The sequence below is a fragment of the Pantoea sp. AG1095 genome (assembly GCF_003208415.1).
GTDB classification, from domain to species: domain Bacteria; phylum Pseudomonadota; class Gammaproteobacteria; order Enterobacterales; family Enterobacteriaceae; genus Pantoea; species Pantoea leporis.
Map to the genome: position 1 here is coordinate 209,561 of NZ_QKMJ01000005.1, position 13,505 is coordinate 223,065.

The window sequence follows — 13,505 nt, forward strand, 5'->3', positions numbered from 1 at the left end:
TATCAGGCTCCCAGCTCAATGCCGAAGTAATCGCGCGCATTGTTGAAACTGATGTTCTGTACCATCTGCCCTAACAACGCCTCGTCTTCAGGCGCTTCGCCCCGCGCCACCCAATTGCCGATCATCTGGCACAGCAGACGACGGAAATATTCATGACGTGTGTAAGAGAGGAAGCTACGGCTGTCGGTTAGCATGCCGACGAAGCGGCTCAGCAGGCCGATTTGCGCCAGCTGCGTCATCTGCCGCTGCATGCCATCCAGCTGATCGTTAAACCACCACGCCGAACCAAACTGCATCTTGCCGGGTTCGCCTTCACCCTGGAAATTGCCTGCCATGGTCGCCAGCACTTCGTTGTCGCGCGGGTTGAGGCAGTAAAGAATGGTTTTGGGCAGCGCGTTATTGCGGTTTTGCGCATCCAGCAGACGCGCCAGCGGAATCGCCAACGGCGCATCGTTAATCGAATCGAAGCCTACATCCGGCCCGAGGATATCGAACTGGCGGCGATTGGCGTTGCGCAGCGCGCCAATGTGATACTGCTGCGCCCAGCCGCGACGCGCATATTCGCTGCCGAGCCACACCAGCACGGCGGTTTTAAACTGGGCCGTCTCTTCAGCGGAAGGCGCTGCACCTTGCAGTCGGCGCGCCAGAATGCCGTCCAGCGTGGCGTCATCCGCTTCCGCAAACACCACCACATCCAGCGCGTGATCGGAAATTTTGCAGCCATGCGCGGCGAAGTGATCGAGTCGCTGGCTTAAGGCGCGGCGCAGATCGTCGAAACGCTGCACGTTCACATCCGCGACCTGCGCTAAGCGCTGAATCCACGGTAGGAAACTCTCCAGCTCAATGTTAAAGGCTTTGTCTGGACGCCAGCTCGGCAGCACTTTGACGTCAAAGCTGCTGTCCTGCGCCAGCTTGCGGTGATGCTGTAAGTCGTCGAGCGGATCGTCGGTGGTGCCGACCATTTTCACCTTCATCTGCTGCATGATGCCGCGCGCGCTGAAGGCGTCCTGCGCCAGCAGTTCATTGCACTGCTGCCAGATGCGATCTGCGCTCTGCTCATTCAGCAGCACATCGGTGATGCCAAAAGGCCGGCGCAATTCGAGGTGCGTCCAATGATAGAGCGGATTGCCGATGGTATGCGGCACGGTACGCGCCCAGGCGTTAAATTTCTCACGATCGCTGGCATCGCCGGTGCATAACGCTTCCGGCACGCCGTTAGCGCGCATCGCACGCCATTTGTAGTGATCGCCTTTCAGCCAGATGTCATAGAGGTTGGTGAAGCGGTAATTATCGGCAATCTGCTGCGGCGGTAAGTGACAGTGATAGTCGAAAATCGGCTGGTCTTTAGCGTAGTCGTGGTACAGACGACGGGCGAACTCGGTGTCGAGTAGAAAATCCTCACTCATAAAACGCGACATACCTGCTTCCTCATTTTGTAGCCAGATGGCTTTTAACTAAAAGTTATCATACCAATTTAAACGAAAGGCAAAATTGTTTGCGATCCGACTCACAATAATGACAGTTTCAATGTGGGTATATGGACGATTTTGTTGCGGATAATGCGTTAAATGGCTGTTTTAACGATCTTTCGCCCTAACACACACTGGCCGCAAGGTTTATGTGATGGCATTCAACTTTTAAAGCGGTATAACAAGTTAACCTCTCGCTCCGTTGCTAACGGGATTAATGGCACAGGCAAGGAACTGCGGGAGTGAACAGCACTGTTCACGTCTTCCCGCTCCAGATAACTAAAGCGGTAAACCGCAACGACAGACTGGACGAGGTTAATAATGCGTAAGATCAAAGGGCTACGCTGGTACATGATTGGGCTGGTGACGCTGGGCACCGTGCTCGGTTACCTGACGCGCAATACCATTGCCGTCGCTGCGCCCACGCTGGAAACGCAGTTGGGTATCACCACGCAACAATATTCTTATATCGTTGCCGCCTACTCGGCGTGCTACACCATCATGCAGCCGGTAGCCGGTTATGTGCTGGACATGCTCGGCACCAAAATTGGTTATGCAGTGTTTGCCGTGCTGTGGGCAATCTTCTGTGCGGCAACCGCGATGGCGGGCAGCTGGGGCGGCTTTGCGCTGGCACGCGGCGCGGTGGGTGCCGCCGAAGCAGCAATGATTCCCGCAGGCCTGAAAGCCAGTAGCGAATGGTTCCCTGCCAAAGAGCGTTCGGTGGCGGTGGGCTATTTCAACGTGGGCTCGTCAATTGGCGCAATGCTGGCGCCGCCGCTGGTGGTGTGGGCGATCATGGCGCACAGCTGGCAAATGGCGTTCATTATTACTGGCGTGCTGAGCATGGTGTGGGCCCTCTGCTGGCTGGTGTTTTATAAGCATCCTAAACAACAAACCAAGCTGAGCGATGAGGAGCGTCACTACATCATTGCCGGCCAGGAGTTGCAGCATCAAACCGGTAATAATAAGAAGATGTCGGCACGCCAGATCCTGCGCAATCGCCAGTTCTGGGGCATTGCGCTGCCGCGTTTCCTCGCCGAACCCGCGTGGGGAACGTTTAACGCGTGGATTCCGTTATTTATGTTTAAGGTGTACGGCTTCAATTTGAAAGAGATCGCCATGTTTGCCTGGATGCCGATGTTGTTCGCCGATCTCGGCTGCATCGTCGGTGGCTACTTGCCGCCGCTGTTTCAGCGCTGGTTTGGCGTCAATCTCATCGTCTCACGCAAACTGGTGGTGACCATGGGCGCGGTGTTAATGATTGCGCCAGGCACCATCGGGTTGTTCACCAGCCCGTATGTGGCGATTGGGTTGTTGTGCGTCGGTGGTTTTGCCCATCAGGCGCTTTCAGGCGCGCTGATCACCCTCTCTTCAGATGTATTTGGCCGGAACGAAGTGGCTACCGCCAACGGCTTAACCGGCATGGCGGCCTGGACGGCGAGCACCCTGTTTGCGTTGGTGGTGGGTGCGCTGGCCGATACGCTGGGCTTCAGCCCGCTGTTCGCGGCGCTGGCGGTGTTTGATCTGCTAGGCGCGGTGGTTATCTGGACGGTGCTGAAAAACCAGCCGGTTTCTGAACTCGACGATCAGCCTGCGGTGCAGTCCGCTGCAGTGCGCACCTAACCTCCTCGGGCTGGCATCGGCCAGCCCATTTCCTCCGTGCGGCTGAAGTGGTATAACAACTCAACTTTCTCCCACAGCGGACCGCGCAATGGACCTGACCGAATCACGACGCCTTTATCAACAGCTCGCCAGCGAACTCAAACGCCGCATTGAAGCTGCCGACTACCGTGTCGGCGACAAACTGCCTGCCGAGCGTCTGATTGCGGAAGAGATGCAGGTGAGCCGTACCGTGGTGCGTGAAGCGATCATCATGCTCGAAGTGGAAGGTTACGTGGAGGTGCGGAAAGGTTCCGGCATTCACGTCATCAGCAGCCAGCAGCAGAACCGCGTGGTAACGTCCAGCCAGCTGGAGTTCGCTAATTTTGGCCCCTTCGAGTTATTGCAGGCGCGCCAGCTAATTGAAAGCAACGTGGCTGAGTTTGCCGCCACGCAGGTGACACGCCAGGATATCGTGGCACTGATGGCAATTCAGGAGAAAGCACGTCAGGAAGATCATTCGCGCGATTCGGCGTGGGATATGGAGTTTCACGTGCGCATTGCGCAATCGACGCAGAACAGCGCCTTAGCAGCGATTGTCGAGAAGATGTGGCTGCACCGTCTGCACAATCCTTACTGGTTAAAGCTGCACGAACATATTGATGCCAAAAATATCACCAGCTGGTGTGACGATCACGACCAGATCCTCAAAGCCCTGATCCGCAAAGATCCCGCCGCCAGTAAGCTGGCAATGTGGCAGCATCTGGAAAATACTAAGCAGATGCTGTTTAACGCCACCACCGACGATTTCGAATTTAACGTTGATCGTTACATGTTTGCTGAAAATCCGGTCATCCTGCCTGAAGGTAGCGAAAATCCACGCTGATCCTGCTTATTTTTCAGGCGTTTTGTTGCTGAAAAAGTCAGTTAGTCTGCAATAGTGTCAGCTCATGTAAAGCTCCTTTTGACCACCTGCGTCTAAAGGTAAAACTCCTGTGCGGCAGGCACTTTCCCCTGTCTGGATAACGTTATTTTTGTTACAGTTATCGCCCTTTTATTACCCTTTGCGACAGGGCTTTAAAAAGTCGCTGATTTAACAATCAATTCTGGAAGGATCCGGAAACTCCTGCTCAGGCTGCTTATCTAAAATGTATAACCAACGCCAGTCTGCGCCTAAGCCCCTCACGGGCACGTTTAACAATGATGTTCAGGAATGATTGATGGATATTTTGCAAGCATTGCTGCATGCCTTGTGGCAGCAGGATTACGAAATGCTCTCCGACCCGACGTTGGTTTGGGCCATTTATGGCGTGTTGTTCATGATTCTGTTTCTGGAAAATGGATTGCTGCCCGCCGCCTTTCTGCCGGGCGATAGTTTACTGATTTTGGTCGGCGTTTTGATTGCCAAAGGCACCATGGGTTTCCCGCTGACGCTGCTGATTCTGACCACAGGCGCCAGCCTCGGCTGCTGGGTAAGCTACATTCAGGGCCGCTGGCTCGGTAATACGCCTACCGTACAAAAATGGCTTTCACACTTGCCCGCGCAATATCATCAACGCGCCCATCGGCTGTTCCATCGGCATGGCTTGTCTGCACTGCTGGTGGGTCGCTTTATTGCCTTCGTTCGCACCTTGCTCCCTACCATCGCCGGGCTTTCTGGCCTGAGTAATGCGCGCTTCCAGTTCTTCAACTGGGTAAGTGGCTTCCTGTGGGTGCTGATCCTTACCGTGCTGGGCTTCGCGCTGGGTAAAACACCGATTTTCCGTCGTTACGAAGATGAGCTGATGTTGTGCCTGATGCTGCTGCCGCTGGTGCTGCTGGTGATTGGCCTGGTCGGTTCTTTAGTAGTGATTTGGCGTAAACGTCAGTCAGCGCGTAGCGGGAATTCACAGTCATGATCACATTCCGTGGATTCCCAAGGCGTTTCCTGCCTTGGGCGCTGGGTGGCGCGTTGGCGCTGCTGGCGATCTGTTTCGTTCCGACCTTGATGCAGCATGAAACCGTGGTGCAGATCCGCGTTGCCAACAGCGGCACCAATCTGCCCGATGGTTTTTATCTTTATCAGCAACTTTCTGCGCAGGGCGTGCGTATCAAAAGTATTACGCCCTCCGGCGATGCGCTGGTAATTCATTTTGAGAATGAAGAACAGAGCCTGGCGGCGCAAAAAGTGTTGAAGCGCCTGTTGCCACAAGGCTTTGTCGTCGCCGCTGGCCCGCAGGCTTCGCAGCAATATCCTGACGCCAGTCGCCCAATTTTTAGCTAAATTTCACCGCCTGACGTTAAGCCAGGCGGTGAGCTAATCCTCGCTATCCCCGCGTCTTCTTTGAATTTTTTCGTCTGCTGTCTATCCTTAGAGATAGCGTAAGCCTAAGACATGCTGGGAAGCTTCTCCTGTCTGCTCTCGGGCAGGTCATCAACAATGGAAGGTCACAACCTGATGAAACATCAATTACTGCTAGGTGCTATTCTTTTTTCACTCTCGGGTTCGCTGCTGGCGGCTGAATCGCTCTGCCAACAAAAAGAGCAGGATATTCAACGCGAGATCGATATGGCAAAACAGCACGACAACCAGCGCCGCGTTACCGGGCTGGAGCGCGCGTTGACCGAAGTCCGCGCAGGCTGCACCGATGAGAAGCTGAAATCTGCACATAGCGAACGCATCGCTGAGCAGAAGCACAAAATCGCCGAACGTGAGCGTGAGCTGAAAGAAGAGCGTCAGGATGGCGACAAGGACAAAATTGAGAAGCGCGAACGTAAGCTGCTCGATGCGCAGCACGAACTGAAAAAGCTTGAAGCTGAACCTTATTAATCGGACTTAACTCAATGCTGTAAAAGGAGATTTCCATGGCTAAAGAAACAACATCTGAACATCTGCGCGCTGAATTGAAAAATCTGGCTGATACCCTGGAAGAAGTGCTGAGCAGCTCAGCAGATAAATCCAAAGGTGAGCTGGATAAACTGCGTCATAAAGCGCGCGGCGCTATTGAAAGCTCCCGTGAACGTCTCGGCGATTCCGGCGAACGTATTGCACAAACCACGCGTGAAGCAGCGGAAAAAGCGGACGAATACGTGCGCGACAATCCGTGGCACGGCGTGGGTATCGGTGCAGCGGTAGGTATTCTCATCGGCATTTTAATCTCACGGCGTTAATGATGAGTGATAGTCAGCAAAGCCACGGCCCCGGCAAAGGGGTCTTTAACATCGGTCAACGGGTAGTTACCACGCTGGTTAGCATGGTCGAGACGCGCGTCAGACTGGCAATTGTGGAACTGGAAGAGGAAAAGGCCAACCTGATTCAGATGCTGATGATGGTGGGCCTTACTATGCTGTTTACCGCTTTCGGTCTCATGAGCCTGATGGTGTTGATCATCTGGGCGGTGGACGCACAATATCGCTTGATGGCGATTGCCATTACTACGGCGGTGCTATTTGCTCTGGCGCTCATCTTCGGTTTGTGGACGTTATACAAATCGCGTCAGTCAACGTTGTTGCGCCATACGCGTAAAGAGCTGGATACCGATCGCAAACTGCTGGAGGAGCATCGCTCATGAGCCGCCGCGAACGTGAAGCACGCATTCACGAACTGCTCAATCAGGTGCAGCAGCAGCGGCTTGACCTCAGCGCCGACAGCCGCGACTGGCTGACCAGCACCGCGCAGTACGATCGCGGCTGGTTAACCATCATTGGCATGCGTCGTTATCTGGCGATTGGCAGCAGCGCATTGGCCATTTGGTCGATTCGCAGCCCCAATCGTCTGCTGCGCTGGGCCAAGCGCGGTTTCGGCGTCTGGAGCACCTGGCGCATGATCAAATCGACTTTAAATACCCGCTAGCTTCTCTCTCTAAAACCGGATCGAATTGATTCGGTTTTACTCCCCCTCAAATTTACTGAACAACATTGACAGTTTATCTCGCTTACAACTCTTTCAACCTGCGATTATCATCTTCCTCCATCAGCCCAGTGAACTGAAACAACCGGTTCAAGGGGATTCAAAACCCGCAGGCCAACAACCTGCAACAAAAACCTTGTTGGAGTAGATGATGAAAAAATTCGAAGACTCAGGCCTGCTGGTAGCACGCGTATTAATGACCATTCTGTTTATCACCGCAGGCTGGGGCAAAATCACCGGTTACGCCGGTACCGCACAATACATGCAGGCGATGGGCGTCCCAGGCTTCCTGCTGCCGCTGGTTATTCTGCTGGAGTTCGGTGGCGGCCTGGCGATTCTGTTCGGTTTCCTGACGCGCTTTACCGCCCTGTTCACCGCTGGCTTTACTCTGCTGACCGCGTTCCTGTTCCACAGCAACTTCGCGGAAGGTGTTAACCAGCTGATGTTCATGAAAAACCTCTCCATCGCCGGTGGCTTCCTGGTGTTGGGTCTGGTAGGTCCAGGCGCTTACAGCATTGACCGACTGATTCGTCAGCGCGTTCAGCCAGCAACCGCACGCTAAGCAGCACAAGCGTTAGAGAACACATATACTGAATTGCAGGGGCGGGGATTTTCCTCGCCCCTTTTTATTATGGAGGGCTTATGGGACAGCTGATTGACGGTGTCTGGCATGATACCTGGTACGATACGAAGTCAACCGGTGGCCGCTTCAAGCGCACAGAAGCCGTCTGGCGTAACTGGGTTACCGCCGATGGTAGCGCCGGTCCAACCGGCAAAGCGGGCTTCGCCGCTGAGCGTGGTCGCTATCATCTTTACGTCTCGCTTGCCTGCCCGTGGGCGCATCGCACGCTGTTAATGCTTAAACTCAAGGGATTGGAGGAGATGATTTCGGTTTCGGTGGTGCATCCGCTGATGCTGGAGAACGGCTGGACTTTCGACGCCAACTTCCCTGACGCCACCGGCGATGCGTTGTATCAAAAAGAGTTTCTCTATCAAATCTATCTGCACGCCGATGCGCACTATTCCGGCCGTGTGACCGTGCCAGTGCTGTGGGATAAAACCCAGCAAACCATCGTTAGTAATGAATCCGCCGACATCATGCGCATGCTCAACAGCGCTTTTGATGCGCAAGGTGCCCGCGCGGGTGACTATTATCCGGCGGAGCTGCGCGACAAAATTGATGAAGTGAACAGCTGGGTTTACGACACGGTCAACAATGGCGTGTATAAAAGCGGTTTTGCCACTTCGCAGGCGGCGTACGATGAATCGGTAACGTCGCTGTTCCATTCGTTAGCGCGTCTCGAACAGATTCTTGGTCAACATCGCTATCTTACTGGCGACCAACTGACCGAAGCGGATTTACGCTTGTGGACCACGCTGGTGCGCTTCGATCCGGTCTACGTCACCCACTTTAAGTGCGATCGTCACCGCATCAGTGATTACCGTAATCTGAGCGGCTTCCTGCGCGATATCTATCAGATGCCAAGCATCGCTGACACGGTTAATTTGCCGCACATTCGCCATCACTACTACTGCAGCCACAAAACCATCAACCCAAGCGGCGTGATCTCGCTGGGTCCAGCCTTTGACTGGGATGAGCCACACGGCCGGGGTTGATGCTCTTACCCTCTCCCAACGTGGAGAGGGTACTTTAGGCAAACTTAATCAGCACCATACCGATCAACAACAATCCCACGCCCAGCCAGCCAACCCGACTCAGACGCTGGCCAAACAGAATCCAGCCTGCCGCCACGGTGGCGACCAATCCCAGCCCGCCCCATATCGCGTAGGCGACCGTCAAATCGATGCCTTTCACCGCCTGCGCCAGCGCACTGAACGCCGCCAGCACCGCCACCAGCGATAACACGCCAAACAGTGGACGGCGGAAACCGTTGGAGTATTTCAGGAAGATATTGGCGACGATCTCCAGGCCAATGGCCAGCGCCAGCCACGCGATATGCAGCCAGTTAAACGTTGCCATGGCGCAGCTCCTTGCGACTCAGCGTGCCGGATTTGATCAGGACGATGCCGAGGATCAGCGTCAGCAGGCCGGCTACTTTGATGGCGGATAAGGCTTCATCGAACAACAGCACGCTAAACAGCGTAATAAACAGAATGCCAATGCCTTCCCACATGGCATACGCCACGCCAAGGGCAATACGTTTAATGGCGAAGGATAAACAGATATAAGAAAGTGCGATCATCACCAGCATAAAAATATAACCGGCGTTGCCACCGTTTACGCTGGCCCATTTCATTGAGACGGTGCCAATAATTTCCGCGGCGATCGCCAGCGCTAATAAAATCCAATACAGCATGATTTCTCTCCTGAACGAGAAATAAACGCCACCCACGCGAAAATAGGCGTGTTAGCAAAGTTAAATTAAAAAGTCAGAATAGGAGAGAACGGAACTAAAGCGCGAAGCGCCAGTGCTGATCGCAGATTGAGCAGTTTGATTCAGAGAGAGAGGAGGAGAGTGGAGCCTTATTTGACGCAAACATTTTGTCCATAAAATTACAACTTATCCACGTTGTTGCTTCTCGTCAGTGTGGATTAAATTTGTCCTCAGTAGTTAAACACGCGCTTATTCTGGCATAGCGGCAGTAATGTTTTCAGGGATTTTCATTTCTTTACGTGGAGGCGTTTAATTAATGTTATTGGTCTGATGCCCTCACCCTAGCCCTCTCCCACAGGAAAGGGAACTGTTTATTGCGGCTTGAAAGATCGCTCGATCGGTTCCTTCTCCCACTTGTGGGAGAAGGTTAGGATGAGGGCCAGCGCGCACCCAACCCCAGAAAACACAAAACCCGCCGAAGCGGGTTTTGTGTTTAAAAAAGTCGAAACTGACCGATAAGCCGGGTTCTGTCGTGGACAGTCATTCATCTAGGCCAGCAATCGCTCACTGGCTCAAGCAGCCTACCCGGGTTCAGTACGGGCCGTACCTTGTGAACCCCTATTTGGCCTTGCTCCGGGTGGAGTTTACCGTGCCACGAACTGTTGCCAGCCGCGCGGTGCGCTCTTACCGCACCCTTTCACCCTTACCTGATCCCATTACTGGGCCATCGGCGGTTTGCTCTCTGTTGCACTGGTCGTAGGCTTGCGCCCCCCAGGCGTTACCTGGCACCCTGCCCTATGGAGCCCGGACTTTCCTCCCCTTTGCCCGTCTCCCCCCGAAAGAGGACGACGACAAAGCGGCGACTGTCTGGTCAGCTTCGGCGCGGGATAATAGGCGATCTGCCAGCGTTTGTCACGCCTCTTGCTGCTCCAGCGCGTACTTATAAAGCGCGTTCTTCTTCACCCCATGAATTTCCGCCGTCAGCGCAGCGGCTTTCTTCAATGGCAGCTCTTTTTGCAGCAGCGCCAGCGTGCGCAACGCCTCCGCTGGCAGCGCTTCTTCATCAGCTTTATGGCCTTCAACAATCAGCACCATCTCGCCTTTACGACGATTTTCATCTTCCTGCACCCACGCCAGCAGTTCACCGACCGGTGCGCCTTGAATAGATTCCCACGTTTTGGTGATCTCACGCGCCAGCACCACGTAGCGCTCGCCGCCCCACACGCTGACCATATCCTGCAGGCTATCGATCAGGCGATGGGTCGATTCATAGAAAATCAGCGTACGCGGCTCTTCACCCAGCGCGCGCAGCACATCGCAACGTCCTTTGCTTTTGGCCGGTAGAAACCCTTCGTAACAGAAACGATCGGACGGTAACCCCGCCGCGCTTAATGCTGTAATCGCCGCGCAGGCACCTGGCAACGGCACCACGCGCACACCAGCCTCACGGCAGCGACGTACTAAATGGTAGCCGGGATCGTTGATTAACGGCGTGCCGGCATCGGAGACCAGCGCGATGCTCTGGCCCTCTTGCAGCTTAGCTAATAGCACCTCAGCTTTCTGCTGTTCGTTGTGGTCGTGAAGTGCGAAGAGTCGCGCATTGATGGCGAAATGTTGTAGCAACAGCCCGGTATGACGTGTATCTTCCGCTGCGACTAGATCGACGCTTGAGAGCACCGTCAACGCTCGTTGAGTGATATCACCCAGGTTACCGATCGGGGTAGGAACGATATAGAGCGTGCTGGCAGAAATCTCTGCCCGATCGAGTTGTTTCATTGTTTCATCCGAATTGCCGATTTAATATTGAGCATCTTGAAAAAAACATCACTGGATACAGTATGCTTCCTTCAAAAGTCGTACGTCATAAAGCAGGACGCTTAGTACCTGTTCTTCTCGCTGGGCTGATTTTAGCCGCCTGTAGTGGTCAGGGACCGCAACAAACCTCTAACGTCAATATTCAGGGTCCTGCGACTGGCCGGTCTGACTATTATCTGCAGCAGGTGCAGCAAAGCAGCGATGATAGCAAGACCGACTGGCAATTACTTGCCATCCGTGCCCTGTTGAAGGAAGGAAAGTATCCGCAGGCGGCGAATCAGCTCAATCAATTGCCGCAGCAGTTAAGCGAAGTGCAACAGCAAGAACTGCTGCTGCTGCGCGCGCAGATGCAGATTGGGCAGCAGGATTTCACCGGTGCGCAACAGCTGCTGGGCCAGGTGAAAAGCGGCGGCTTGTCGCAGGACCAGCAGGTGCGTTACTACGCGCTGCAAATCGCGGCGGCACAGAATCGCCCTTCACTCTCGCTGCTGCGTGCCTATATAGCGCAGGAGCCGCTGCTGAAAGGTGCCGATCACCAAAGCAATATCGATGCAACCTGGCAAGCGCTGACGCAGATGACCCAGGATCAGATCAACAGCCTGGTGATCAATGCTGATGAAAATACCCTGCAGGGCTGGCTCGATCTGCTGAATACCTGGCGCGCAAACAGCCAGGATCCACAAATGTTGAAAGCGGCGATTCAGGACTGGCAGACGCGTTATCCGCAGAACCCAGGCGCGAAGACACTGCCAACCCAGCTCAGCCAGGTGCAGAACTTCACCAAAGCGTCGACCAATACCATCGCGCTGCTGCTGCCGCTTAACGGCCAGGCGCAGGTGTTTGCCAATGCGATTCAGAAAGGCTTCACCGATGCGCGCAATGGCGTGCTCAATGCACCGGCACCGCAAGCCGCTCCTGAGGCTAATACAGCCGATGCCAGCGCACAGCCGCCAGCGGATGCCAATAGCGTGGTCAGCCCCGCCGTTGCAGGTAACACACCGCCGCAAACCGAGCAGTCACAGCCAGCCGCACAACCCGCCGCCGCACAGGGCAACAGCAATGCGCAGGTGAAAGTGTATGACACCAGTAGCCAGCCGATTGCGCAGGTGATGCAGCAGGCGCAGCAAGATGGCGCCACGCTGGTGGTCGGCCCGCTTCTAAAAAATGACGTTGAAACCGTCGCCAATAGCAACACGCCGCTTAACGTGTTGGCCCTGAACGAGCCAGAACAGATCCAGAACCATCCGAATATTTGTTACTTTGCGCTTTCTCCTGAAGACGAAGCACGCGATGCCGCGCACCATATCTACGAGCAAGGCAAACGCCAGCCATTATTGCTGGTGCCGCGCAGCAGTTATGGCGACCGTATCAGCAAAGCGTTCGCGCAAGAGTGGCAAACGCTGGGTGGCTCAACCGTGCTGCAGCAGCGTTTTGGCGGCGTCGGCGAACTCAAGCAAGGCATCAACAGCGGTGCGGGTATCGCGTTAAGCGGCACGCCGCTCAACGTTGAGCCTGCACAATCGCAGAGCGTGGCGATTGCTGGCCTGACGATTCCTGCACCGCAAACCAGCGCACCGGCGCCAACGGCCGATGCCAGCAGCGGTAGCGTGGATGCGGTGTACATCGTCGCCAGCCAGGATGAGCTGCAGCTGATCAAGCCGATGATTGCGATGCGCACCAGCAGCCGCAACAATACCGCGCTGTACGCCAGCTCACGCAGTGCGCAGGCGGGTGCAGGCCCGGACTTCCGTCTGGAGATGGATGGCCTGCAGTTCAGCGATATTCCGCTGCTGTCCGGTAGCAATCCGGGCTTAATGCAGCAGGCGGCGAAGTCGTTCAACAACGATTATTCGCTGGTTCGCCTCTACGCGATGGGCATTGATGCCTGGACGCTGGCGAATAACTTTAACCAGATGCGTCAGGTGCCTGGCTTTGCCATTGATGGCAACACCGGCAAGCTGAACGCCGACACGGATTGCGTGATCAACAGGAAGTTGGCATGGAACCAGTATCGTCAGGGACAGATCGTTCCGGTGCAGTAAACCGCCAGCGCATTGGCGCTGAGCAGGAACAACTGGCGCGTCGCTATCTGGAGCGCGCCGGGCTGCAGTGGTTTGCCAGCAATGTACGCTGTCGCAGCGGGGAAATTGACCTAATTATGCGCGACGCCGATTGCTGGGTATTTGTTGAAGTGCGCTATCGACGCGATGCGCGCTACGGCGGTGCCGCCGCCAGCGTAACGCGCCAGAAACAACAAAAGCTGCTGCGTGCCGCCGCGCTCTGGTTGCTGGCGCGTGGCGGCAGTTTTGATACGGTGAATTGCCGTTTTGACATCATTGCCATTACCGGGCGTGAGCTGGAGTGGCTGCCCGATGCCTTTAATGCCGATGGATAGAA

General features: G+C 55.0%; 16 protein-coding genes and 1 other RNA gene. 12 read left to right on the plus strand and 5 right to left on the minus strand.

Going from position 1 to position 13,505, the window contains the following annotated elements:
* Positions 1 to 2: 2 nt before the first annotated feature.
* Positions 3 to 1,418, minus strand: a complete 1,416-nt coding sequence (gene uxaC, locus DEU53_RS13045) for a glucuronate isomerase (protein WP_110867398.1) — start codon at positions 1,416 to 1,418, stop codon at positions 3 to 5.
* 372 nt (positions 1,419 to 1,790) lie between these two features.
* Between uxaC and DEU53_RS13050 the strand changes: the two genes are divergently transcribed.
* The 10 genes from DEU53_RS13050 (at position 1,791) to DEU53_RS13095 (ending at position 8,574) form a co-directional block, all read left to right on the plus strand.
* Complete coding sequence (locus DEU53_RS13050) at positions 1,791 to 3,092, plus strand: MFS transporter (protein ID WP_101762910.1); 1,302 nt, start codon at positions 1,791 to 1,793, stop codon at positions 3,090 to 3,092.
* An 88-nt stretch (positions 3,093 to 3,180) separates the two neighbouring features.
* Entirely contained in the window at positions 3,181 to 3,954 is a 774-nt protein-coding gene (gene exuR, locus DEU53_RS13055) for a transcriptional regulator ExuR (RefSeq protein ID WP_008103503.1), read from the plus strand.
* Positions 3,955 to 4,288: 334 nt separating this feature from the next.
* Positions 4,289 to 4,966 carry a DedA family protein gene (locus DEU53_RS13060; RefSeq protein WP_110867399.1) on the plus strand — a complete coding sequence of 226 codons (678 nt, stop codon included), beginning with the start codon at positions 4,289 to 4,291 and terminating at the stop codon, positions 4,964 to 4,966.
* The gene (mzrA, locus tag DEU53_RS13065) at positions 4,963 to 5,331 is read left to right on the plus strand and encodes an EnvZ/OmpR regulon moderator MzrA (protein WP_101762907.1); all 369 of its coding nucleotides are present in this window, start codon (positions 4,963 to 4,965) and stop codon (positions 5,329 to 5,331) included. Before DEU53_RS13060 ends, mzrA begins: the two co-directional genes overlap by 4 nt.
* Before the next feature lie 174 nt (positions 5,332 to 5,505).
* Positions 5,506 to 5,877, plus strand: coding sequence for a DUF1090 domain-containing protein (locus tag DEU53_RS13070; RefSeq protein WP_146001298.1), 372 nt, complete (start codon positions 5,506 to 5,508; stop codon positions 5,875 to 5,877).
* A gap of 35 nt (positions 5,878 to 5,912) precedes the next feature.
* Positions 5,913 to 6,218 carry a YqjD family protein gene (locus tag DEU53_RS13075; protein ID WP_007890363.1) on the plus strand — a complete coding sequence of 102 codons (306 nt, stop codon included), beginning with the start codon at positions 5,913 to 5,915 and terminating at the stop codon, positions 6,216 to 6,218.
* Between the two features lie 2 nt (positions 6,219 to 6,220).
* Positions 6,221 to 6,619 (plus strand): phage holin family protein, encoded by a 399-nt coding sequence (locus tag DEU53_RS13080; RefSeq protein WP_192236531.1) that lies wholly within the window; start codon positions 6,221 to 6,223, stop codon positions 6,617 to 6,619.
* Complete coding sequence (locus DEU53_RS13085; protein WP_008103516.1) at positions 6,616 to 6,900, plus strand: YqjK-like family protein; 285 nt, start codon at positions 6,616 to 6,618, stop codon at positions 6,898 to 6,900. The genes DEU53_RS13080 and DEU53_RS13085 overlap by 4 nt, the downstream gene beginning before the upstream one ends.
* Before the next feature lie 208 nt (positions 6,901 to 7,108).
* Positions 7,109 to 7,519 (plus strand): DoxX family protein, encoded by a 411-nt coding sequence (locus DEU53_RS13090; protein WP_008103518.1) that lies wholly within the window; start codon positions 7,109 to 7,111, stop codon positions 7,517 to 7,519.
* A gap of 80 nt (positions 7,520 to 7,599) precedes the next feature.
* On the plus strand, positions 7,600 to 8,574 hold the full coding sequence (locus DEU53_RS13095; protein ID WP_110867401.1) for a glutathione S-transferase family protein: 975 nt from the start codon (positions 7,600 to 7,602) through the stop codon (positions 8,572 to 8,574).
* A gap of 34 nt (positions 8,575 to 8,608) precedes the next feature.
* Here DEU53_RS13095 and mdtI read toward each other — a convergent pair whose 3' ends face one another.
* From mdtI to rsmI, 4 genes are all read right to left on the minus strand, one after another.
* Positions 8,609 to 8,938, minus strand: coding sequence for a multidrug/spermidine efflux SMR transporter subunit MdtI (gene mdtI, locus DEU53_RS13100; RefSeq protein WP_110867403.1), 330 nt, complete (start codon positions 8,936 to 8,938; stop codon positions 8,609 to 8,611).
* The gene (gene mdtJ, locus DEU53_RS13105; RefSeq protein WP_101762902.1) at positions 8,925 to 9,275 is read right to left on the minus strand and encodes a multidrug/spermidine efflux SMR transporter subunit MdtJ; all 351 of its coding nucleotides are present in this window, start codon (positions 9,273 to 9,275) and stop codon (positions 8,925 to 8,927) included. Before mdtJ ends, mdtI begins: the two co-directional genes overlap by 14 nt.
* Before the next feature lie 518 nt (positions 9,276 to 9,793).
* Positions 9,794 to 10,172: RNase P RNA component class A (gene rnpB, locus DEU53_RS13110), an RNA gene on the minus strand.
* Between the two features lie 33 nt (positions 10,173 to 10,205).
* Entirely contained in the window at positions 10,206 to 11,069 is an 864-nt protein-coding gene (rsmI, locus tag DEU53_RS13115) for a 16S rRNA (cytidine(1402)-2'-O)-methyltransferase (protein WP_101762901.1), read from the minus strand.
* Between the two features lie 62 nt (positions 11,070 to 11,131).
* Between rsmI and DEU53_RS13120 the strand changes: the two genes are divergently transcribed.
* Both DEU53_RS13120 and DEU53_RS13125 read left to right on the plus strand, forming a co-directional pair.
* Positions 11,132 to 13,150, plus strand: a complete 2,019-nt coding sequence (locus tag DEU53_RS13120) for a penicillin-binding protein activator (RefSeq protein WP_110867404.1) — start codon at positions 11,132 to 11,134, stop codon at positions 13,148 to 13,150.
* Positions 13,108 to 13,503 carry a YraN family protein gene (locus DEU53_RS13125; protein ID WP_008103534.1) on the plus strand — a complete coding sequence of 132 codons (396 nt, stop codon included), beginning with the start codon at positions 13,108 to 13,110 and terminating at the stop codon, positions 13,501 to 13,503. The genes DEU53_RS13120 and DEU53_RS13125 overlap by 43 nt, the downstream gene beginning before the upstream one ends.
* Positions 13,504 to 13,505: the final 2 nt, after the last annotated feature.

What these genes read in the sequence shown, in the direction of transcription:
- uxaC (WP_110867398.1), bottom strand. Translation starts at nt 1,418, where the DNA reads ATGTCGCGTTTTATGAGTGAGGATTTTCTACTCGACACCGAGTTCGCC.
- DEU53_RS13050 (WP_101762910.1), top strand. Translation starts at nt 1,791, where the DNA reads ATGCGTAAGATCAAAGGGCTACGCTGGTACATGATTGGGCTGGTGACG.
- exuR (WP_008103503.1), top strand. Translation starts at nt 3,181, where the DNA reads ATGGACCTGACCGAATCACGACGCCTTTATCAACAGCTCGCCAGCGAA.
- DEU53_RS13060 (WP_110867399.1), top strand. Translation starts at nt 4,289, where the DNA reads ATGGATATTTTGCAAGCATTGCTGCATGCCTTGTGGCAGCAGGATTAC.
- mzrA (WP_101762907.1), top strand. Translation starts at nt 4,963, where the DNA reads ATGATCACATTCCGTGGATTCCCAAGGCGTTTCCTGCCTTGGGCGCTG.
- DEU53_RS13070 (WP_146001298.1), top strand. Translation starts at nt 5,506, where the DNA reads ATGAAACATCAATTACTGCTAGGTGCTATTCTTTTTTCACTCTCGGGT.
- DEU53_RS13075 (WP_007890363.1), top strand. Translation starts at nt 5,913, where the DNA reads ATGGCTAAAGAAACAACATCTGAACATCTGCGCGCTGAATTGAAAAAT.
- DEU53_RS13080 (WP_192236531.1), top strand. Translation starts at nt 6,221, where the DNA reads ATGAGTGATAGTCAGCAAAGCCACGGCCCCGGCAAAGGGGTCTTTAAC.
- DEU53_RS13085 (WP_008103516.1), top strand. Translation starts at nt 6,616, where the DNA reads ATGAGCCGCCGCGAACGTGAAGCACGCATTCACGAACTGCTCAATCAG.
- DEU53_RS13090 (WP_008103518.1), top strand. Translation starts at nt 7,109, where the DNA reads ATGAAAAAATTCGAAGACTCAGGCCTGCTGGTAGCACGCGTATTAATG.
- DEU53_RS13095 (WP_110867401.1), top strand. Translation starts at nt 7,600, where the DNA reads ATGGGACAGCTGATTGACGGTGTCTGGCATGATACCTGGTACGATACG.
- mdtI (WP_110867403.1), bottom strand. Translation starts at nt 8,938, where the DNA reads ATGGCAACGTTTAACTGGCTGCATATCGCGTGGCTGGCGCTGGCCATT.
- mdtJ (WP_101762902.1), bottom strand. Translation starts at nt 9,275, where the DNA reads ATGCTGTATTGGATTTTATTAGCGCTGGCGATCGCCGCGGAAATTATT.
- rsmI (WP_101762901.1), bottom strand. Translation starts at nt 11,069, where the DNA reads ATGAAACAACTCGATCGGGCAGAGATTTCTGCCAGCACGCTCTATATC.
- DEU53_RS13120 (WP_110867404.1), top strand. Translation starts at nt 11,132, where the DNA reads ATGCTTCCTTCAAAAGTCGTACGTCATAAAGCAGGACGCTTAGTACCT.
- DEU53_RS13125 (WP_008103534.1), top strand. Translation starts at nt 13,108, where the DNA reads ATGGAACCAGTATCGTCAGGGACAGATCGTTCCGGTGCAGTAAACCGC.